The organism is Streptococcus sp. HMSC034E03 (assembly GCF_001811505.1).
Lineage (GTDB): Bacteria > Bacillota > Bacilli > Lactobacillales > Streptococcaceae > Streptococcus.
In genome coordinates this window covers 37,264-58,793 of the sequence record NZ_KV804969.1, presented here as the reverse complement: position 1 = coordinate 58,793, position 21,530 = coordinate 37,264, and the positions used below count along the sequence as shown (strand labels likewise).

Sequence of the window (21,530 nt, the reverse complement as noted above, 5' to 3'; positions counted from 1 at the left end):
AATATGCCTCAGTTAGCGACAATTTGCTACATTGATAACGGGAAAGAGCTACTCATGCTTCATCGCAATAAAAAGCCTAATGATGTCCATGAAGGGAAATGGATCGGTGTAGGTGGAAAGTTAGAACGGGGGGAAACTCCACAAGAATGTGCTGCTCGTGAAATTTTAGAAGAAACAGGTCTGAAAGCCAAACCAATTCTAAAAGGAGTCATCACCTTTCCAGAATTTACACCAGACCTTGACTGGTACACCTATGTATTTAAAGTAACTGAGTTTGAAGGTGAGTTGATTGATTGTAATGAAGGGACCTTAGAATGGGTTCCTTATGATGAGGTTTTAAGCAAACCAACCTGGGAAGGAGACCATACCTTCGTAGAGTGGCTTTTAGAAGATAAACCATTCTTTTCAGCCAAGTTTGTTTATGATGGCGATAAGTTATTGGATACCCAAGTGGATTTCTACGAATAAAGGAGAAAGCAGATGTTACTAATTAAAAATGGTCGAGTAATGGATCCTAAGTCTGGTTTGGATCATGTGTGTGATGTATTGGTTGAAGACGGTAAAATTGTCAAAATTGCACCACAAATTAGTGAAAAAGATGCAGAGGTCATTGATGCAACTGGTCTTGTAGTTGCACCCGGTTTGGTGGATATCCATGTTCATTTCCGTGAACCTGGTCAAACTCATAAAGAAGACATTCATACAGGTGCACTAGCAGCAGCAGCTGGTGGTTTTACGACAGTTGTCATGATGGCTAATACCAATCCAACCATCTCCGATGTTGAGACTTTACAGGAAGTTCTTCAATCTGCGGCAAAGGAAAAAATTAATGTTAAGTCTGTAGCAACGATTACCAAGAACTTTAATGGCCGAGACTTGACTGACTTTAAGGCGCTTTTAGAAGCTGGAGCCGTTGGTTTTTCAGATGATGGTATTCCGCTTGAAAGCAGTAAAGTGGTCAAGGAAGCCATGGAAGAGGCTAAAAAACTCAACACCTTTATCAGCTTACACGAGGAAGATCCTGGACTGAATGGTACGCTTGGTTTTAACGAAAATATCGCTAAAGAACACTTCCATATCTGTGGAGCAACAGGAGTAGCTGAGTATGCTATGATTGCACGTGACGTTATGATTGCCTATGCAACAAAAGCTCATGTCCATATTCAGCATTTATCTAAAGAAGAAAGTGTTAAGGTTGTGGAGTTCGCTCAAGATTTGGGAGCAAACGTAACAGCAGAAGTAGCACCGCAACATTTTTCTAAGACTGAAGCTCTTCTTTTGACTAAAGGAAGTAACGCTAAGATGAATCCACCTCTTCGCCTTGAGTCTGATCGCCGTGCTGTTATCGAAGGTCTGAAATCAGGAGTCATTTCCGTGATTGCGACTGACCACGCGCCTCACCATGCTGATGAAAAGAATGTCGAAGATATTACCAAAGCTCCATCAGGTATGACAGGTTTAGAAACTTCTTTGTCACTTGGTTTAACCTACTTGGTTGAAGCTGGTCATTTGACCTTGATGGAATTGCTTGAAAAAATGACGGTTAATCCAGCTAAACTGTATAACTTTGAAGCAGGTTATTTGTCTGAAAATGGACCTGCAGACATTACCATTTTTGATGATAAGGAAAACCGTATCGTAGGATCACATTTTGCTTCTAAAGCGTCTAACTCACCATTTATCGGTGAAGAGTTAAAAGGGCAGGTCAAATACACCATCTGTAAGGGCCAAATCGTTTATCAAGCAGAGTAGGAGCTTGAGGATGAATTATTTTCGTAAACTTAGAGATAGAAAACGAAAGGCTTGTCACGGTGTGTTTTGTCCTGCTGCCAACCGTACTAAACTTCAATATGAAACCAAGGAAAAAGCCGACCACGCCGTAGACTATGATAATGGAGGCTTGGTTAGGAGCTATTTTTGCGACACTTGTAATTGTTGGCACACGACATCAAAAGCTAGTAATCCACCATTAAGCTTGAAAAAATACGGCTTAAAGCTTTTTGGCTTGGATGAAAAGTAGTAGAAAGAGAAGGTATGTACTCAACTCAACATCTCAAAGATAAAATTATCTTATTTTTAAAAATATTCTTTCCGATATTGATTTACCAATTTGCTAATTATTCGGCCTCCTTTGTTGATACAACAATGACGGGTCAGTATAATACACTGGATCTGGCAGGAGTTTCCATAGCTACAAGCTTATGGAATCCTTTTTTCACCTTTCTGACAGGGATTGTATCAGCCTTAGTACCTATTATCGGACACCATTTGGGCCAAGGACAGAAGAAGGAGGTTGCTTCAGATTTTTATCAATTTATTTATCTATCTTTAGCCTTATCCCTTCTTCTTTTTGTACTGGTCTTCTTTTTAGTACCAGTTATTTTGGGCTATATGGGATTAGAGACAGCTGTAGCAAGTGTAGCAATCCGTTATTTGTGGCTACTAGCTATCGGTATTATCCCGCTCTTACTTTTCAGTGTGATACGTTCTCTACTTGATACACTCGGATTAACAAAATTATCTATGTATCTCATGCTTCTCTTGCTTCCTTTTAATAGTGCTTTCAACTATGTATTGATTTATGGAGCATTTGGAGTACCTGAACTTGGAGGTGCAGGTGCAGGTCTTGGTACCTCACTTGCCTACTGGGTTTTGTTATTGATTTCTATCCTTGTCTTGTTAAAGCATAAAAAGCTTAAGGAATATCATCTAGAAGTACCAATGCCCTTGCGAATAGAAAAAATCAAAGAAGCTATCCGTCTTGGGTTACCAATCGGAGGAACCGTCTTTGCGGAAGTAGCCATTTTTTCAGTAGTCGGCTTGATTATGGCAAAGTTTTCATCTTTAATAATAGCAAGTCATCAGTCTGCCATGAACTTTTCGACTCTCATGTACGCCTTTCCTATGAGCATCTCAACAGCCATGGCTATTGTTGTTTCCTACGAAGTAGGGGCTAGACGCTTAAACGATGCTAAGCAATACATACTTATTGGACGTTTAACAGCTATGATTTTCGCGATTTTGACACTAAGTTTTCTTTATATTTATCGTGAAAATGTTGCTAGTCTCTATGGTCAAGATCCCGATTTCATTCAATTGACAGCTTCTTTTATGACCTATAGCTTGTTTTTCCAATTAGCTGATACCTTCGCAGCACCTCTGCAAGGAATTTTACGTGGCTACAAGGATACGGTTGTTCCCTTCTATCTTGGACTTCTCGGATACTGGGGTGTAGCCATTCCACTGGGATTAGTCTTAGATCACTGGACAGGATTAGGCGCCTATTCTTATTGGATTGGTTTAATTGTTAGTCTGGTGATTAGTGGTATACTTTATCAGTGGCGTTTACAAGTTATTATGAAAACAATCAAATAATTTGATGAAAAAAACTGGAAAAACTGTTTGTGAAATAGTTATTTTATGTAAAGAAAAGTCTTGATTTCATTGACTTTTCTTTTTTTATATTGTGAAAAAATATCAAGCATAATCTTTGACTCTAGTTAACCTATCAGTTAGAATAGAACTATAAGAAATTAAACTTAGAAAGGCAAGATTATGTCAACTTTAGATAAAAATCTTTTGCTTGAGATGTTCCGTAAGATGGAAGAAATTCGTCGTATGGATTTAAAAATTGCTCAATTAGTAAAAAAAGGTAAAGTGCCAGGTATGACGCACTTTTCTGTTGGTGAGGAAGCTGCAAACGTTGGGGCTATGTTAGCTCTAAACGAAGACGACCTCATAACATCGAACCACCGTGGTCACGGACAAGCCATTGCTAAAGGAATCGACCTCAATGGTATGATGGCTGAGATCCTTGGTAAATATACGGGAACTTGTAAAGGTAAAGGTGGATCTATGCACATCGCCGACCTTGATGCAGGTAACCTTGGTGCCAACGGTATTGTTGGTGGTGGTATGGGAATCGCAGTAGGGGCTGCCCTTACTCAACAAATGAAAAACACTGGTAAAATCGTTGTCTGCTTCTTTGGTGATGGAGCGACTAATGAAGGTGTATTCCACGAAGCTGTTAATATGGCTTCAATTTGGAATCTTCCGGTAATTTTCTACTGTATCAATAACGGTTATGGAATCTCTGCCGATATTAAGAAAATGACTAATGTCAAGCATATCCATGAGCGTAGTGCTGCTTACGGTATTCCTGGAATGTTTATCGAAGACGGTAACAATGTTATCGATGTCTACGAAGGATTTAAAAAAGCAGTTGACCATGTTCGTTCTGGTAAAGGTTCTGTCTTGATCGAAAGTGTAACCTATCGTTGGCTTGGTCACTCATCATCAGACCCTGGTAAATATCGTACACGTGAAGAAGTCGATGAGTGGAAAGAAAAAGATCCAATCGAAAATCTTCGCAAGTACCTTGTTGAGAACAAGATTGCAAGTGCAGAAGAACTTGAAGAAATTCAGGCTCAAGTCAAGGAAGCAGTGGAAGCATCTGTTAAGTTTGCAGAAGAAAGCCCATTCCCTCCACTAGAATCAGCATTCGAAGATATTTACGCAGACTAAGGAGAAGTAGAGAAAATATGGAAACTAAATTAATGTCTTTCCGCGATACCATTATCCTTGCAATGTCTGAGGAAATGCGTCGTGATGAAAATGTGCTTTTGATGGGTGAAGATGTCGGAGTTTTCGGTGGAGACTTCGGTACTTCAGTAGGTATGCTTGAAGAATTTGGTCCAGAACGTGTTCGTGACTGTCCGATTTCTGAAGCTGCAATTTCTGGTGCAGCTGCTGGTGCTGCAATGACTGGACTTCGTCCAATCGTAGATATGACTTTTATGGACTTTTCTGTAATTGCCATGGATGCTATCGTTAACCAAGCCGCTAAAACTCGTTATATGTTTGGTGGAAAAGGTCAAGTACCAATGACAATCCGCTGTGCAGCTGGTAATGGTGTAGGTTCTGCAGCACAACACTCACAATCATTAGAAACATGGTTTACGCATATCCCAGGATTGAAAGTAGTAGCTCCAGGTACACCAGCTGATATGAAAGGACTTCTTAAGTCTTCTATTCGTGATAACAACCCTGTTATCATTCTTGAATACAAATCAGAATTCAACCAAAAAGGTGAAGTGCCTGTTGATCCTGACTACACCATTCCACTTGGTGTCGGAGAAATCAAACGCGAAGGTACTGATGTCACTGTTGTAACTTACGGAAAAATGCTTCGTCGTGTTATGCAAGCAGCTGAAGAGTTAGCTGAAGAAGGTATCTCTGTAGAAGTAGTAGACCCACGTACCTTGGTTCCACTTGATAAAGACATCATCATTAACTCAGTTAAGAAAACTGGAAAAGTGGTTCTTGTCAATGACGCTCATAAGACAAGTGGATTTATCGGAGAAATCTCAGCTATCATTTCTGAATCAGAAGCATTTGATTACTTGGATGCACCTATTCGCCGTTGTGCTGGTGAAGATGTACCAATGCCTTATGCACAAAATCTTGAAAATGCAATGATTCCGACAGTTGAAAGCATCAAAGATGCAATCCGTAAAACTTATAACAAACAATAATACACAACACACATAATATAAATTATGTAAACAAAACTTATTTGAGATACGTTTTGTATCCAAGTTACTTGTAGAGTTGAACTCGGGCTAAAGTCTGTGTGAAAAAGATAAACTTTCTTTGTCAGATTTCCTATTTTCACTGTGACTTTTACGCCCTTAGTATCATGTAATTGAATTCGGACGGAGGTCTGTGAAAAAAAGATAGATTTCCTTGTGTTCATCGAACACATCGTCAATCTCCTATTTTTTCATTGCCCTCTTCGTCCTTAATATCTTAGTATAGAATAGGAGAGGTCATGGCTGATGATAAGCTAAGAGCGACTCCTGCAGCTAGAAAATTAGCGGATGATTTAGGAATTAATCTCTACGATATTTCTGGCTCAGGCGCAAACGGTCGTGTCCACAAAGAAGACGTGGAAACATTTAAAGACACTAATGTGGTTCGCATTTCACCACTCGCAAAACGAATTGCACTAGAGCATAATATTGCTTGGCAGGAAATCCAAGGAACTGGTCACCGTGGTAAGATTATGAAGAAGGATGTTTTAGCCTTCCTTCCTGAAAATATTGAAAACGAAACAATCAAGTCACCTGCTCAAATCGAGAAAGTAGAAGAAGTTCCAGATAACGTAACTCCTTATGGAGAAATCGAACGCATTCCTATGACTCCTATGCGTAAGGTTATTGCTCAACGTATGGTTGAGTCATACTTGACTGCCCCAACCTTTACGCTTAACTACGATGTTGATATGTCTGAAATGCTTGCACTTCGTAAGAAAGTTCTTGATCCAATCATGGAAGCAACTGGCAAGAAAATTACTGTTACAGACTTGCTTTCACTTGCGGTTGTTAAGACTCTTATGAAACACCCATACATCAATGCGTCATTAACTGAAGATGGTAAGACAATTATCACTCACAACTATGTCAACCTTGCGATGGCTGTTGGAATGGATAATGGTTTGATGACGCCAGTTGTTTATAATGCTGAAAAAATGAGCTTGTCTGAGTTGGTAGTTGCCTTCAAAGATGTTATCGGACGTACTTTGGATGGTAAACTGGCTCCTAGCGAATTGCAAAACTCAACCTTCACCATCAGTAACTTGGGGATGTTTGGTGTTCAATCATTCGGTCCAATCATCAATCAACCTAACTCAGCAATCCTTGGGGTTAGCTCAACAATTGAGAAACCTGTTGTAGTAAATGGTGAAATCGTGATTCGTCCAATTATGAGTCTTGGTTTAACAATTGACCACCGTGTCGTAGATGGTATGGCTGGTGCTAAGTTTATGAAAGACTTGAAAGCTTTAATTGAAAACCCAATCTCAATGTTGGTTTAGAGAATTTATTTTTAGAAATATAGATAAAGGAAGTAAGATATGGCCTTAGAAGTAATTATGCCAAAAGCCGGCGTGGATATGACAGAAGGACAAATCGTCCAATGGAATAAAAAAGTCGGAGAATTTGTAAAAGAAGGAGAAATCCTTTTGGAAATCATGACTGACAAAGTCAGCATGGAATTGGAAGCAGAAGAAGACGGTTACTTGATCGCTATCCTGAAAGGGGACGGCGAGACTGTTCCTGTTACTGAAGTTATCGGTTATCTTGGTGAAGAAGGGGAAAATATCCCAACAGCTGGAGGATCTGCACCAGAAGCTAGCCCAGCACCTGCAGCAAGTGCTTCGAACGATGATGGTAAGAGCGATGATGCTTATGATATCGTTGTTATTGGTGGTGGACCTGCTGGTTATGTTTCTGCCATTAAAGCAGCTCAATTAGGTGGTAAGGTTGCTCTTGTTGAGAAATCTGAACTTGGTGGAACTTGTTTGAACCGTGGATGTATCCCAACTAAGACTTACCTTCACAACGCCGAAATTATCGAGAATATCGGTCATGCAGCAAATCGTGGTATCGTAATTGAAAATCCTAATTTCACAGTTGATATGGAGAAACTTTTAGAAACAAAATCTAAAGTTGTCAATACCCTTGTAGGTGGTGTTGCAGGACTTCTTCGTAGCTATGGAGTTGATGTTCATAAAGGTATCGGTACTATTACTAAAGATAAGAATGTCTTGGTAAATGGTTCTGAATTGCTTGAAACTAAGAAGATTATCCTTGCTGGTGGTTCAAAAGTAAGCAAAATTAACGTTCCTGGTATGGAATCATCTCTTGTGATGACTAGTGATGACATCCTTGAAATGAACGAAGTACCAGAAAGTCTCGTTATCATTGGTGGTGGAGTTGTCGGTATCGAGCTTGGCCAAGCCTTCATGACATTTGGTTCAAAAGTTACTGTTATCGAAATGATGGATCGTATTGTTCCAGCAATGGATGCGGAAGTATCTAAGAACCTTCGCTTGATTCTTGAACGCAAAGGTATGACTATCTTGACAGGTACTAAACTTCAAGAAATCATTGAAGAAGATGGCAAACTCCGTATCAAAGTTGAAGGCAAAGATGATATCATCGCAAATAAAGCACTTCTTTCAATCGGTCGTGTTCCAGACCTTGAAGGAATCGGAGAAGTTGAGTTTGAGTTAGACCGTGGTCGTATCAAGGTTAACGAGTACATGGAAACTTCTGTTCCTGGTATTTATGCACCAGGTGATATCAACGGTACTAAGATGTTGGCACATGCTGCCTTCCGTATGGGTGAAGTTGCTGCTGAAAATGCCCTTAAAGGAAACCACGCTGTTGCCAAATTGAACTTGACTCCTGCAGCTATCTATACACTTCCAGAAGTAGCAGCAGTTGGTTTGACTGAAGAACAAGCTCGTGAGAAATACGATGTCCAAATCGGTAAATTCAACTTTGCCGCAAACGGACGTGCAATTGCATCAGATGCTGCTCAAGGATTTGTTAAAGTCATTGCCGATAAGAAATATGGTGAAATCCTCGGAGTCCACATCATTGGTCCTGCAGCTGCAGAATTGATCAATGAAGCGTCAAGCATCATCGAAATGGAAATCACTGTAGAAGAAATGCTTAAGACAATCCACGGTCACCCAACATACTCTGAAGTTATGTACGAAGCATTTGCTGATGTTCTTGGAATGGCTATCCATTCACCTAAGAAAAAATAAAAATAGATAGACTAGACTGGAATTATTTTCCAGTCTCTATCGTATTAGAAGGTATCTTATGAAATACATTATCAATCATTCAAACGACACTGCTTTTAATATCGCCTTGGAAGAATATGCCTTTAAACACCTTTTGGATGAGGATCAAATCTTCCTTCTTTGGATTAATAAACCATCTATCATTGTCGGTCGTCACCAGAACACTATCGAAGAAATCAATCGTGATTATGTACGCGATAACGGTATTGAAGTAGTCCGTCGGATCAGTGGTGGTGGAGCTGTTTACCATGATTTGAACAACCTTAACTATACCATCATTTCAAAAGAAGATGAAAACAAGGCCTTTGACTTCAAGAGCTTCTCTACTCCGGTAATCAATACCTTGGCTGAACTTGGTGTTAAAGCTGAATTTACAGGTCGTAATGACTTGGAAATCGATGGTAAGAAATTCTGTGGAAATGCGCAAGCCTATATCAACGGACGTATCATGCACCATGGTTGTCTTCTCTTTGACGTGGATTTGTCAGTCCTAGCTAACGCACTTAAAGTGTCTAAAGATAAGTTTGAATCAAAAGGGGTTAAATCAGTCCGTGCTCGAGTAACTAATATTATCGATGAGTTGCCAGAAAAGATCACTGTTGAAGAATTCCGTGATTTACTCTTGGAATACATGAAAAAAGAATACCCTGAGATGACTGAATACGTTTTTTCTGAGAAAGAATTGGCTGAAATCAATCGTATCAAAGAAACTAAGTTTGGAACTTGGGACTGGAACTATGGGAAATCACCTGAATACAATGTCCGTCGTGGAACTAAATTCCCAAGCGGTAAAGTTGAAATCTTTGCGAATGTTATTGAGTCAAAAATTCAAGACATTAAGATTTATGGTGACTTCTTCGGTATCGAAGATGTAGCAGCTGTAGAAGATGTCCTTCGTGGTGTCAAATACGAACGCGAAGACGTTCTTAAAGCCCTAGAAACCATTAACTTAGGCCGTTACTTCGCAGGAATAACTGCAGAAGAAATTGCTGAAGCTGTTGTTGAATAAAAAAAGAAGTTGGTTTTTCCCAGCTTCTTTTTTGCAAGAATTATGTACATAATTTATATTATGTATCTTATAAACTATCCAAGGCATTTTTCTGCTCATCATTAACGATATGTGTATACAAGTCAGTTACTTGTGTGCTTGCATGTCCAAGTTGATGACTTACCAAAACTTGTGATTTGGTTGCATCATATAGACGTGTTGCAAGCGTATGGCGTAGTTTGTGGGGAGTTACGCGGACTTTAAAGTCTTCCGAATACTTGGCCACCATCTTTTCAACACTAGAAGTATCGATACGGTTTGGAACACCTCGATACAAGGTCAGAAAGAGAGCTGTATCAGTCCTTTCTGTCTTATAACGTTTGTCTCGAATAGCAAGATATTGCTCCAGATAAGGCTTAGCAAAGGCGGCTACATTTACCGAATCGCGTTTCCCACCTTTTCGAGTGACGTCAATGACCATCATCTTAAGATTGAGGTCACGAAGGTCTAGGTTAACAGCTTCAGATAAACGGACACCAGATGCCAAGAGAAGGGCGATAATGGCCAAATCACGTTCCTTATTTTTTTTAAACGATGATAGAGCACGATTTGAGAGTTGTTGTGGGTACTCTTGGTCGATATAAGTCAGAAAACCTTCTGTTTCATCACCTAAAAAGAGTTTTTGCTTGATATTCTCAGCCCGTGCAGCCAAGGTTTCTTTCTTTTTCTTGGTAGCAACCTTCTTCATGACATTACGATAGAAATAAGGTTCCCCTTGCTCGTTTTCAACTTCCTCAGTTAAATACTTATAAAGACTAGAAAGAGCTGATAAAGTACGGTTAATGGTTGTTTGGGAGACACCATTTTTAGTTGTATTAGCATTAAGCAAAGGACGTTCACGTAAGTAAAGAATAAAAGATTCCATGTCTTTCTTGGTCATGTTCTCCAGAACATCCAAAGGAATATTTGCCATAGTATCAGCATCCGATATACCAGATTCCAAAACCCAGGTGAAAAATCGATCGTATTCCTTTAAGTATTCGTACAATGTCGTAAAACTGTAGGGAACGGCCAATTTTGATTGGTAGTATTCCAGAACGTACCAGGGCATAACTTGTTTGAGTTTATCAATCCGTTCTAATAAGATCTCGCGTTTCATGTTTTTCTCCAAATATTCTATACTAGTAGTATAGCATAGCTAGTTATATTTTTCAAGAAAATTATAGTTTTTCGGAAAGATGTTATAGAGAATATTTAGGAATGTTCAAATAAGCTATACAATACTAAAAAACGTCTAGATTCGCTAAGTGAATTATTGATCATTAATTTATTGACTTCAAAAATTTCTAAAGCTTCTACAGTTTAAGTTTATTAGAATAAATTATAAAAACTCGATACCATTATTTAGGAATCGAGTTTTGATTCATATGACTCGGTCTATCATTTTAATTACTAATTTTAGACCAACTATATGCGAGACATAACATAAATTATGTAAACTCGTTTTCCTACAACAACAAATCTTTCACTTTTCCAATTTCACTTTTTGGAATTACGAGATGAATCATATCACCTAGATACATCCTTGTAGATCCATTAACTGTCTTACTCTTACCATTATGTACCTGGGTTGTGATGAGCACATTGTGTGGTAAATTGAGTTCATGTACTTGCTTACCAGCTATCTTATCAGAAACTGGGATTTCAATAAGAGTAACTTCACCATCGTCACTTGCGGTTTCTGGTAACATTTTCTCCAGCATGGCTTCATAGACAGGCGCCCCTTTGAGCAGATCCATAACAATATAGGCAACTAGGGTCACCATACCTAAAGGCATGAGATTTCGGATATCACCGACCATCTCAGTTACAAGAATCATAGCTGTCAAAGGTGCTTTTGAGATAGCCCCAAAATACCCGCTCATTCCAAGAATCACAAAGATAGGGAATTGCTGCTGTGTAACGAGGCCAAGATTGACACAAATAACACCTACCAGGGCACCAAGTAAGGATCCTAAAGCTAAAATTGGCAAGAAAATACCACCTGGCAGTCCACTACCATAACTGATCATACTCCAGATAAAGCGAATGATGAAGTAAATTAAGAGAATTTGGAAGCTAAAATCCTGTTCTGTTAAGGATAAGACAACCTGATTGCCTCCACCAAGTATCTGTGGCAGGAAAATTCCTACTGGAATGATAAGAAGAAAGGCTAGAATAGGATAATAGGCCTTATCCAGATGAATCTTTTGACCAATCCAATCATATACTTTTCCAACGTTAAGAACGGCTTGCTCATATAGATATCCAGAAACTCCAAGAAAAATCCCCATAACCAGATAAATCCAATATTGGCTCAAGTTCATGAGAGGGATATTGTCCGGCATATCAAGTACAGGTGTTAAGCCAAAGATGAGAAGGGAAACAAAGTTTGCTACTAGACTAGCAGCCAAGGTAGAAACCCAAAAGAATCGTGAAAAATGGTGATAGACTTCTTCTACTACAAATAATAACCCCGCAATCGGTGCATTAAAGGCTGCAGCAAGTCCAGCAGCAGCTCCACTAGCAATCAAAGAACGCTCCTCAACAGGGCTAGACTTGAGCCATTTAGCAATTCCTTTTCCTCCAGCGGCACCTAGCTGAATACTGGGACCTTCACGACCGAGCATAAGCCCACTCGCAATGGCCAAAATACCTAGAATGTATTTCTTCCAGAGGATACTCCACCAATTGAGAGACATGAGACCTTTTAACTCCGCTTCAACTTGAGGAATACCAGAACCTTTGATATCTTTTTCTGAACGTGTTAATTTGGCGCTAAGTAAGCAAATGAGGATATAAAACAATAAAATGATCAATAGATTCCGTATCAGATTCTCTTGGTCTTGATAAAATCCTTGAACGATATGAAAGCCTTTTTCGATCAAAAATCGAAATGATCCTACAATAAGTCCTACGACTAATCCAACAATAATACCTCGCCCTACTTGAGCTAAGATCGTACTGGACGCGAAGGCAAATTCTTTCTTGGAACTAAGTATTTCCTTCTGTTCCTCCATAATTCTCTCCTTTAATTATCTTTTACTAGTTTCTGGAACGATCGTTTTAATCGGTTCAAAACTGGTGCGATGAATAGGTGTGACACCGTGCTTTTCAATTCCTTCTAGATGCTTAGCAGTTCCATAGCCAGCATTTTGAGCAAAATCATAGCCTGGAAATTCTTGGTCATAGTTAGCCATGATCTTATCTCTGGTAACTTTAGCTATAATCGATGCTGCTGCAATAGATAAGGAGTTGGCATCTCCTTTGATGATGGATGTCTGAGAAATCGGCAAGTCCAACTTCATAGCATCAATCAAGAGGTGCTCTGGTTGAGGCTCAAGCTGATAAATAGCTTCTTTCATGGCTAGTTTCGTCGCTTCGTAGATATTGACTTGATCAATGACTTGATTGTCCATAATCCCAATACCGATTGCTAGGGCATTATCTTTGACAGCCTGAAAAATCTCCTCGTGTTTTTTCTTAGGAATCTTCTTACTGTCATTTAAGCCTTTAATCTTACAATTTTGGGGAAGAATGACTGCTGCAGCAACAACAGGTCCAGCTAAAGGACCACGTCCAACTTCATCTACACCTGCAATTAAGCTAATCCCTTGTGCATAAAGCTCTTTTTCGTAAGCTAACATGCCTTCTAAGCGCAGATTTTCATCAATTTCAGCTTGAAGGGCTTTTTTCCGCTTTTGAATTTCTTTTTGGACACCTGAACGAGAATCTTTTTCGAATTCCTTAAACAAGGGACTTTCAAGTTCAGTTATCTTTGCTAATTCTTCTTTTATTTCTTTAATCGTTGCCATTGAGGTCTTCCAATGTATCTAATGTATAGTTACCTAGTTTTCCATCACGAACTTCTTTGACGAAGAGATTGTAAAAGCGATCATAATCATCACGGAAACCAAGGATACGAGTCATGTCCATGATAATTTCAGGAGCTTCATCGTCCAGATTCATTTGTTTAAAACGTTCTTGAAGCTTATCAGGGTAATGTGTTTTAAAGTAATTAAGCCCGAAGATCGTCACTTCATCCATTGGAAGCAATTGATCCTTGATCGCTCCGGTAAGAGCAAGTTTAAGGGCGACAGTTTCATCTTCAAATTTTGGCCAGAGAATCCCTGGAGTATCCAATATTTCCAAATCCTTATTTGTTTTGAGCCATTGTTGGCCTTTTGTCACACCTGGCTTGTTACCAACTACAGCAATTTTCTTACCTGCCAAACGGTTCATCAGGGTTGATTTACCAGCGTTTGGAATCCCGATTATCATGGTACGTAAGGTTTCGATTTGAATCCCACGTTCCTTTTGACGAGCGATTTTATCTGCCATGAGTTTCTTGGCGGCATCTGTAACGACTTTAACTGTAATTTGCTCTTTAGAATTGATTGCCAGTGTTTGAATGCCTTGTGATTCAAAATGCTGACGCCATTCTTTTGTTAATACTGGGTCTGCAAGATCTGCCTTGTTCAAAATCAATAGTCTTGGTTTATCTCCGATGATTTTAGTCAGCATCGGATTTTGACTTGACAAGGGTAAACGTGCATCAACTAAAACTGTCACAAAATCAACAAATTTTAAATTTTCCTGGACCTGACGACGCGCTTTAGACATATGCCCAGGAAACCATTGAATAGTTGCCATAATGTAAAATTCCTTTCTCAGTTTGGATTTTATCTATTTTTTTATTTTCTCGAGTAAGCAATAGATAGCTTTTTTTCTAAAAATAAATCACTAACCTTTATTATATCATGATTTCTCCTATTTGACTCTCTATTCAGTCTATTGGTTTTTTTATTCCTTCCTCTAAAACGATTGAAAAATAATAGTGTTCACCATGATTTTTTACATAATGCTTTATATACTTTTCTGTTTGAGGAATGGATTTGCTACAATCGCTAGTTGGATCTTGTTTCTCATAATGCCAATTGTCATAAGTATGTGTCAATTGAGCATTTTTGTAGCAAAACACATCTCCACCTAATATGGTCAGATTATTCGCTTGGACAATAGCAAGTAAGTCTGTTATAACTGAGTAGCTATAAGCGTATGCATTAATCCCTAAGTGGTTTAGATTTATTGTATATGTTCAAAATTCAATTTCATAAAAGAAATTCCTCGATTTTCTCTTGATATGCAAAATCGATAACCACTTTGCAGTCGTTATCGATTGTAATGATTTTTAATCTTTTTCACCAAGCTGACTGTTGATTCTCATCATGATACTTGCGATTTTTTCTCCCCAGTATGGATCTGATGCATAAAGAACATTCATCCCTGACGCTTTATTTCCAAGGTAAGTTTTACCTTCGTTATAATAATTCTCACGAATCCATTTAGCTGCACCTAAGATACCCTTATCGACATTGTCAAAGCTTTTAGCTGAGTCATATGGCGATGTGTCATAGGCAGCGATACCAAAGAAGTTATTCTTATCCTTGGCAATCTGACTTCGTCCCCACGAACTTTCTAAAGCACTATGGGCAATCAGATAGAGGGCATTGATTTTATATCGTTCTTCTGCTTCTTTAAAGATTGCTCCCTTTCCAGCTAAGCGACTTCCTTGAATATTCATGATAGAGAAAATTTTATCCAACTCTGCTGCTGTATAATTAGTTGGTTTGCTTAAATCTCTAAATAAGAAAGGATTTTCAACTGTAAAGTTGTCAAAGTTAATACCATCAGCTGAATAATACTTTTTACCAATGGTCATAGCCGAACTATGAGGGGCTACACGGATACTTGCGTATGGAGAAAGTTCATGATATAGGAATCTTCCGTCAGTAGTATAATGAGGAATAAATTCGCTTCCTTCATCAACTAAAGTCAAATCGCTTTGATTCATATAACCAGATAATCCTGAAATTGAAACAGCTAGGCGATTACCCTTGGTTTTAGAGCTATCATAGTTCACAATACTTCCCTGATTGACATAACTCAAAATATCTCCTGATTCGCTATAAATATAGGCTGTGATTGGTTTAACCTTAAAATATTTTGGACTTTGAATCCACTTTCCATCACTCTGGAAGAAGTACTCTTTATTTTTGATATTAAAACCACCAGTAACATAACTTCCATCTTCTTTGAGGTAATACCAAGCATCATAGTCCTTATCAAAAATCCATTCATTCTTAGCCATATAGCCACCAGATTTTAGATAGTAAGAGCCTACCCATTGGTTTTGAGCGTAGCTACCATCCGACTTGAGGTAGAACCAGCTATCGTATTTCTTATCAAATACCCATTCATTTTCAGCCATGGTTCCACTATCCTTGAGATAGTAGTTATCTTTCCAATGGTTACTTAACATGACTCCATCTTTATTAAAATAGTACCATGAACTGCTGATTTTCTCCCACTTGTCGCGAATAATTTTTCCGGATACTGTAGCATAATACCACTTATCTTCGATTTTCACCCAGGCATTTTCCGCCATAGCACCACTACTTTTAAGAAGATAATCATTATAAATAGCATTGCTTAACATTGTGCCTGATTCACCAAATCGATACCAAACCCCAGCTATCTTTTTCCAAGTATTACGAGTAATTTTCCCATCTTCATTGGCATAGTACCATTTATCACCAATTTTTACCCAAGCATTTTCTGCCATAGCACCATTACTCTTGATAAGATAATCGTTGTAAATGGTCTGACTTAACATGATACCTTTATCATCAAATCGATACCAAACCCCAGCTATCTTTTTCCAAGTATTACGAGTAACTTTCCCGTCTTCAGTGGCATAATACCATTGGTCGTCAATTTTCACCCAAGAAGATTCTGCTAAGGCACCGCTATTATTCAAAATATAATCATTAAAGAAAGTGTTACTAAGCATGATGCCTTCTTGATTGAAATAGTACCAAATACCAGCTATTTTTTTCCAATTCGAAACTGGTTGATTATTCTCATAATAACGCCATTGGTTATTTTCTTTTTTCCAACCTTCTTTGTTAACCACTTCTGTCGAAGACTGCTCCTTGGAGATAGTAGTTTCTTGCTTTTGGGAAGCTTTAGAATCCACTGTTTCTGACTTGTTTTGAGGTTGGTTCAGATTGTCATTTCCTGCTTGGCTTCCTGTAGCCTTTTCAGAAGTTTGAACTTTATTGGTAGCTTGAGATTCCTCTGCGTATACAGTCGTTTTCGCAACACATGCCATAGAGAGTGCAACCGTACTTGCTAGCAATACTTTTTTCATTCTTTTCTCCTAATAAATACCAAGTTTGGGATTTGTTTTTCTTAAATATTGTATTAAAAACGCTAATTATCCATTTTATTATACAATATTATTTTAAATACGAAAGTATTATTTAAAATTAGAAAGAAACTTGTAATATTTCTACAATATTTTAGAAATAAAAGGCGATAAAAAGTAGTCGAACATAAGCTGAACGACTACTTTTTTATAACATTATGCCTGCCCATAGACTTCTTTGCGTTTCGTTTTAGTTACTTTGCTAGTACTCTTCCAAAGGTTTGGATTGATGAAGATAGTAATGATTGCTAGTATTGCAAAACCAATCCCAACATACCAGTAGGGTGTATCCAAGGTTGTAGAGCGTCCTGAAAGATTGACAATTCCTCGGAAAAGTGTACCCGCTGTAATAATCGCTACTGCCGAATTCCATAGATTTAGACTAATACGAGAGAAATGAGGGAGAACCTTGAGAAAGATTGCTAGTAGAATTCCCCCTACAAGAGGTGCTGCAAATAAATAGTGCATATGAACAGAAGTTTCTCCAAAACTAAAAGCTTCATAAATTCTAGAAAATGCAAAGAAGAAAATAGTGATTAGTGTATAAGAAATGACTGTTTTTTTTAACCGTTTTTTGCCAAGATTAGTAACCGATGTAGACAATGTCACTCACCGCCCTTTCTGAAATTTTGTTTCCACCAGTCGTTGGTTTATTGATAACCTGACCGTTGAAGTAAAGTGTAGATGATCCACCACCATCAAGATTGTAGGCAGTCTTTGCACCATAAGATTTCATGACCTCAGCTAGCTGATAAAGAGAGAGTCCTTCACTTTCTGATGTACGTCCGTCTGAAACAACGATGATATAGTGATTTTCATCGATCATACCAATCGCTGAACGAGGATTTGATGCCATGGCCTGTCCTACTTCTGTATTGGTATCAACTGCAATTTCACCATTTTCGACCAAGGCTGGTCCAAAAGCCAAGAGATTGACGACACCGTCATTAACTAGTTGCTCAGCTGAGATCTGATCTTCGTAAATAACCTTGAAAGAGCCGTCTTTATAAATAGCTAGGTCGCCATTACTAGAATCTTCACGAACAGTATCACGATAAACTACTCCATTACGGATAACATAACCTGTTGAGTTAGCACCATAGTAGTCCCCGTTTACCGCTAAAATGGCATTGTTGTCAGCTGCGGTTACAGAGGTTTTAGCAGTTACGTTAGTTCCATAGGCATTTTGAGCAAAGGCAGTTTTCAGATAATCTGATGAGCTCAGAGTAATATCAGCAACGTAGACTTGTGTATTATTGACCGTCGTTTCAGACAAATTGACGGAAATATTGTCATCTTTATAACTAGAGTCAGTGACAGTAGCTGTCTTAGCAGCTTGACTTGCTGCTGCAGCATTGGAACTTGTGCTAGTTGTAGCGACTGTTGATATTGTCTCAGCGAGGACAAAGGTCTTTAGCATTGAGTAACTAAAGGATCCTGTCAAGAGTAGGCCAAGAACTGAGGCGTAAGCATAGCGTTTCTTTAAAAATTTCATAATACAGTTGATGTCCTTTCCTTAAAGATGAATTTCTTCTGCACTGTCCAAGAGACAGCGAAGAGAAGGATGCCGACGATAACTTTGGCAATCAGAAGGTTGATTCCGAAGACTGTAAAGAAGAGACGAATCAGTAGCGTGTCTAAGACAAAGAGTCCGACTGCTAGACCAAAGTACCCCATCCCTGTTTTTACAAGGCTATCGTCATTTTTAAATACTAGTTTTTTATTTGTAGAATAGTTAAAAATTGAGCTAGTTACACGAGCTACTCCGTTTGCTAGAAAAATTCGTAGACTCGTCGGAACTGTCGGCAAAATCAAGATTGCTAGGGCGTAAACGACATAGTCTACAACAAAGCTACTGAGAGATGATAAGGCAAATTTAAAGATATTTTTATAAATCATGAGCCCGTCTTGGATTGGGCGGAAGTGTGAAGCCTCATTATCATTGATATAGACAGTTTCAATAGGCACTTCTAGAATCTCGTATTCTTTCGTTGCTTCGAGCAACATATTCATTTCATATTCATAACGTTGGCCTTCTATTTTTAACATAAAAGGAATCAAGTTTGTCGTAAAAGCACGAAGACCTGTCTGCGTATCTGTTACTCCTACTCCTGTTTGAAGTTTAAAGAGAGCTTTGGTTAAGCTGTTACCAAAACGGCTACGAAGGGGAACTTTTCCAGAAAAGGCACGTACACCCAAGATTAGCTTGTTTGGATTTTCGGAAGCTTTATTAGCCGTGCGGAAAATATCCCATACCTTGTGCTGTCCATCCGCATCTGCTGTGACAACCGTACCATAAATGTTTTGTTCTTGGATATAAGTAAAGGCTGTTTTTAGAGCCTGCCCTTTACCTTGGTTCACTTGGTGACGAATGACAGTAGCAAATTGTTTTGCTTTATCAAAGATTTTTTGGCACTCTGATGAACTGCCGTCGTCTATGACTAAGATATGAAAATCACTCTTTTCGTGAATTTTTTCGATGAGTTTGATAAGGTTATTATCTGGTTGATAAGCTGGAATGACTATGTAGTTCATATCGATACCTCTTTCTTTGATGATGGTATAACTATACAGAAAATCGCTTAAAGATACCTTATATCAGTTTTCTTTAAGAAAAAGTTTAAAAAACTTTAAGCTTAAAAAAGGACTTATCACTCAATAAGATATTTAGTTTGAATTTTCAGATAAAAATAAATATACAAAAATCCTCAAATAGCGACTGTATTTGAGGATGATTCTTATCATACAATGAGAGTACTTAGTCTATTTTCTCTCTTAACTTTTCAACAAAGAGATAGGCTGCGGGGCAGGTTAGAGTATTTTTAATAGTAAGATTATTGATTTGGTAAATCTTCTTACGGTCAGTATGTGGAAATTCACGACAGGCTTTGGGACGAACGTCGTAGATGGAACAGAGATTATCGCCTCCTAAAAATGGACAGGGCATAGATTTGAAAACCTTATCTCCATCTTCATCTACTTGCAAAAACTCAGCTTCAAAGGCTGGCAATTTCATTTTAAAATACTTGGCAATACGTGTGATATCTGCTTCTTTAAAGTCTGGACCAAGACTCTTGCAGCAGTTAGCACAGGCTGTACAATCAATTTCAGTAAAAACTTCTTGATGGATTTCAAGCGCAATTTTATCTAAATTTTTAGGAGCTTTCTTTTTTAAATTTCCTAAAAATTTACGATGCTCTTTTTGTTTTTGTATGGCTAGTTGGTGATAATATTCGATATCGATTTCTTTTGACATAGTTTCTTTCTATTTTTTTAATGTTGATACAAATATTTTGAGATTTATACATAAAATAAATTATGTGAAATTACTTTGAGACATAATTTTAACAATAATGAGTCTCTCTTTTCAGGACGTTTTTAACGATAGCTTTCCTCGTTATACTATCATTCTTTCTAAAAAAGGTTTGATGCAGTTGGTTAAAATGCCTTCTATCCAAGATTTTTGAGCGGACGATAGGTTCTCTGCATTTAAAGACTCCTTTAAAAAATCACTTACTTTGTCGGGTGCTATTTCAAACTCAAAAGCCTTCATTTTGTAGAAAAAATCAAATAGATTATTAGATAGGTATTCTCTTGAAAATGGGATTTCTCCAGTTTTTCGATACATGGTTAAAAGCCGAGAAAAGCGAGCTTTTTCTTCTGGAATATCTTGAAAATAAGAGTTTAACAACCATACTTGCTTTTGTTTTCTTTCAAGGGGATCTTGACTAGCAATGCGTTGATCCTTTTCGAGTTCTCTTTGGTACTGTTTTGATTTTATAGAACGTTCTGTCCGATTTTTACCGAAGAGAATCTTTTCCCACTGGCGTTCTTCTAGAGTCAGCGTTTCGCTCAGTCCAAAGTAATCTTGATAGGCACGTTCAGCTGGTCCCATTGCTAGAACCAGGTTATCCGCATATTGTTTTGCAATCTTGTCTCGCTTCTTTCGTTCCTTTTCAGCTTTGATGCGAAGTTCTTGCTCATAGTCAATTTTTTCTTTTCCTAGTTTAACTAGGTAGAGTTGATCGTCAGATTTTCCAAGTAGAAAGGGTTTGATAAATTTCTCAAGGACTTCTTCCATACGAGCTTTCTTCAAAGGCTCTGCCTTAGTCCAACTTCCACCTTGAAATACCTCCAAAAAGAGGTGATAATCCTTTTCTGGTGAGAATTGATTACCTCGATTTGACTTAAAAGCTCCCTTTTTCCATAGCCAGTTGATCAGTCGCTCATCAAAATCTGTTTTATTAACTCGAATGGCTTCTTTTTTCTGGGCCTTTCTGGTTAGATTTTCAAGCTTTCTGAGAAGTTTTTCTTCCTCTTCTAGCTGTTGATCTAGGCTAATTCTTTGGAAATGACGCACACAGTCACTCCCAATGGGAAAGAGACGTTTGCCAGTAACTCCGTTAAATAGTTCATAAGCATACTTAATAGCATTACCGCAGACACAATTGCTTCGACCGATTCCATTAAAAATCAAGGAAACTTCACTCCATTCTTTGGTAGCTTGTTCCCAAGTATCGGCTTTAGATGCCTCTAAAACTGCATCATATAAGGTTTTTCTAACAGGAATGGACATG

Annotated in this window: 20 protein-coding genes; 9 read left to right on the top strand and 11 right to left on the bottom strand. The window is 38.2% G+C overall.

The annotated features are described in order from the left end of the window. Nucleotides 1–3: 3 nt before the first annotated feature. The 9 genes from HMPREF2805_RS03105 (at nucleotide 4) to HMPREF2805_RS03060 (ending at nucleotide 9,665) form a co-directional block, all read left to right on the top strand. A complete protein-coding gene (locus tag HMPREF2805_RS03105) occupies nucleotides 4–468 on the top strand; it encodes an NUDIX hydrolase (RefSeq protein ID WP_075231353.1) in 465 nt (154 codons plus the stop codon). A 12-nt stretch (nucleotides 469–480) separates the two neighbouring features. Next, nucleotides 481–1,752, top strand: coding sequence for a dihydroorotase (locus HMPREF2805_RS03100; protein WP_075231352.1), 1,272 nt, complete (start codon nucleotides 481–483; stop codon nucleotides 1,750–1,752). A gap of 10 nt (nucleotides 1,753–1,762) precedes the next feature. Next, entirely contained in the window at nucleotides 1,763–2,020 is a 258-nt protein-coding gene (locus HMPREF2805_RS03095; RefSeq protein ID WP_075230154.1) for a hypothetical protein, read from the top strand. Nucleotides 2,021–2,034: 14 nt separating this feature from the next. Next, nucleotides 2,035–3,375, top strand: a complete 1,341-nt coding sequence (locus tag HMPREF2805_RS03090) for an MATE family efflux transporter (protein ID WP_075231351.1) — start codon at nucleotides 2,035–2,037, stop codon at nucleotides 3,373–3,375. A gap of 180 nt (nucleotides 3,376–3,555) precedes the next feature. Continuing rightward, nucleotides 3,556–4,524 (top strand): thiamine pyrophosphate-dependent dehydrogenase E1 component subunit alpha, encoded by a 969-nt coding sequence (locus tag HMPREF2805_RS03085; RefSeq protein ID WP_075231350.1) that lies wholly within the window; start codon nucleotides 3,556–3,558, stop codon nucleotides 4,522–4,524. Between the two features lie 17 nt (nucleotides 4,525–4,541). Continuing rightward, nucleotides 4,542–5,534 (top strand): alpha-ketoacid dehydrogenase subunit beta, encoded by a 993-nt coding sequence (locus HMPREF2805_RS03080; RefSeq protein ID WP_075231349.1) that lies wholly within the window; start codon nucleotides 4,542–4,544, stop codon nucleotides 5,532–5,534. A gap of 296 nt (nucleotides 5,535–5,830) precedes the next feature. Beyond that, nucleotides 5,831–6,874, top strand: coding sequence for a dihydrolipoamide acetyltransferase (locus tag HMPREF2805_RS03070; RefSeq protein WP_075231347.1), 1,044 nt, complete (start codon nucleotides 5,831–5,833; stop codon nucleotides 6,872–6,874). Nucleotides 6,875–6,913: 39 nt separating this feature from the next. Continuing rightward, the gene (gene lpdA, locus HMPREF2805_RS03065; RefSeq protein ID WP_075231346.1) at nucleotides 6,914–8,617 is read left to right on the top strand and encodes a dihydrolipoyl dehydrogenase; all 1,704 of its coding nucleotides are present in this window, start codon (nucleotides 6,914–6,916) and stop codon (nucleotides 8,615–8,617) included. 58 nt (nucleotides 8,618–8,675) lie between these two features. Then, entirely contained in the window at nucleotides 8,676–9,665 is a 990-nt protein-coding gene (locus tag HMPREF2805_RS03060) for a lipoate--protein ligase (protein WP_075231345.1), read from the top strand. A gap of 67 nt (nucleotides 9,666–9,732) precedes the next feature. Here HMPREF2805_RS03060 and xerS read toward each other — a convergent pair whose 3' ends face one another. The 11 genes from xerS to HMPREF2805_RS03005 all read right to left on the bottom strand — a co-directional run bounded on the left by xerS (nucleotide 9,733) and on the right by HMPREF2805_RS03005 (nucleotide 21,529). Then, nucleotides 9,733–10,803, bottom strand: a complete 1,071-nt coding sequence (xerS, locus tag HMPREF2805_RS03055; protein WP_075231344.1) for a tyrosine recombinase XerS — start codon at nucleotides 10,801–10,803, stop codon at nucleotides 9,733–9,735. A gap of 349 nt (nucleotides 10,804–11,152) precedes the next feature. Further along, entirely contained in the window at nucleotides 11,153–12,703 is a 1,551-nt protein-coding gene (locus HMPREF2805_RS03050; protein ID WP_075231343.1) for a ClC family H(+)/Cl(-) exchange transporter, read from the bottom strand. Between the two features lie 15 nt (nucleotides 12,704–12,718). Further along, nucleotides 12,719–13,498 carry a ribonuclease HII gene (locus HMPREF2805_RS03045; protein ID WP_075231342.1) on the bottom strand — a complete coding sequence of 260 codons (780 nt, stop codon included), beginning with the start codon at nucleotides 13,496–13,498 and terminating at the stop codon, nucleotides 12,719–12,721. After that, nucleotides 13,485–14,336, bottom strand: a complete 852-nt coding sequence (gene ylqF, locus HMPREF2805_RS03040; RefSeq protein WP_075231341.1) for a ribosome biogenesis GTPase YlqF — start codon at nucleotides 14,334–14,336, stop codon at nucleotides 13,485–13,487. Before ylqF ends, HMPREF2805_RS03045 begins: the two co-directional genes overlap by 14 nt. 133 nt (nucleotides 14,337–14,469) lie before the next feature. After that, the gene (gene imm40, locus HMPREF2805_RS11660) at nucleotides 14,470–14,772 is read right to left on the bottom strand and encodes an Imm40 family immunity protein (protein ID WP_083301272.1); all 303 of its coding nucleotides are present in this window, start codon (nucleotides 14,770–14,772) and stop codon (nucleotides 14,470–14,472) included. 102 nt (nucleotides 14,773–14,874) lie between these two features. Then, entirely contained in the window at nucleotides 14,875–16,896 is a 2,022-nt protein-coding gene (locus HMPREF2805_RS03030) for a glucosaminidase domain-containing protein (RefSeq protein WP_075231339.1), read from the bottom strand. 213 nt (nucleotides 16,897–17,109) lie between these two features. Beyond that, the gene (locus tag HMPREF2805_RS03025; RefSeq protein WP_075231338.1) at nucleotides 17,110–17,556 is read right to left on the bottom strand and encodes a hypothetical protein; all 447 of its coding nucleotides are present in this window, start codon (nucleotides 17,554–17,556) and stop codon (nucleotides 17,110–17,112) included. Then, nucleotides 17,537–18,448, bottom strand: a complete 912-nt coding sequence (locus HMPREF2805_RS03020) for a phosphodiester glycosidase family protein (protein ID WP_075231337.1) — start codon at nucleotides 18,446–18,448, stop codon at nucleotides 17,537–17,539. Before HMPREF2805_RS03020 ends, HMPREF2805_RS03025 begins: the two co-directional genes overlap by 20 nt. Continuing rightward, a complete protein-coding gene (locus HMPREF2805_RS03015; RefSeq protein WP_075231336.1) occupies nucleotides 18,445–19,488 on the bottom strand; it encodes a bifunctional glycosyltransferase family 2/GtrA family protein in 1,044 nt (347 codons plus the stop codon). The genes HMPREF2805_RS03020 and HMPREF2805_RS03015 overlap by 4 nt, the downstream gene beginning before the upstream one ends. Nucleotides 19,489–19,711: 223 nt before the next feature. Continuing rightward, nucleotides 19,712–20,209, bottom strand: coding sequence for a YkgJ family cysteine cluster protein (locus HMPREF2805_RS03010; protein ID WP_075231335.1), 498 nt, complete (start codon nucleotides 20,207–20,209; stop codon nucleotides 19,712–19,714). Between the two features lie 141 nt (nucleotides 20,210–20,350). Continuing rightward, nucleotides 20,351–21,529 carry a hypothetical protein gene (locus tag HMPREF2805_RS03005; protein ID WP_075231334.1) on the bottom strand — a complete coding sequence of 393 codons (1,179 nt, stop codon included), beginning with the start codon at nucleotides 21,527–21,529 and terminating at the stop codon, nucleotides 20,351–20,353. Nucleotide 21,530: the final 1 nt, after the last annotated feature.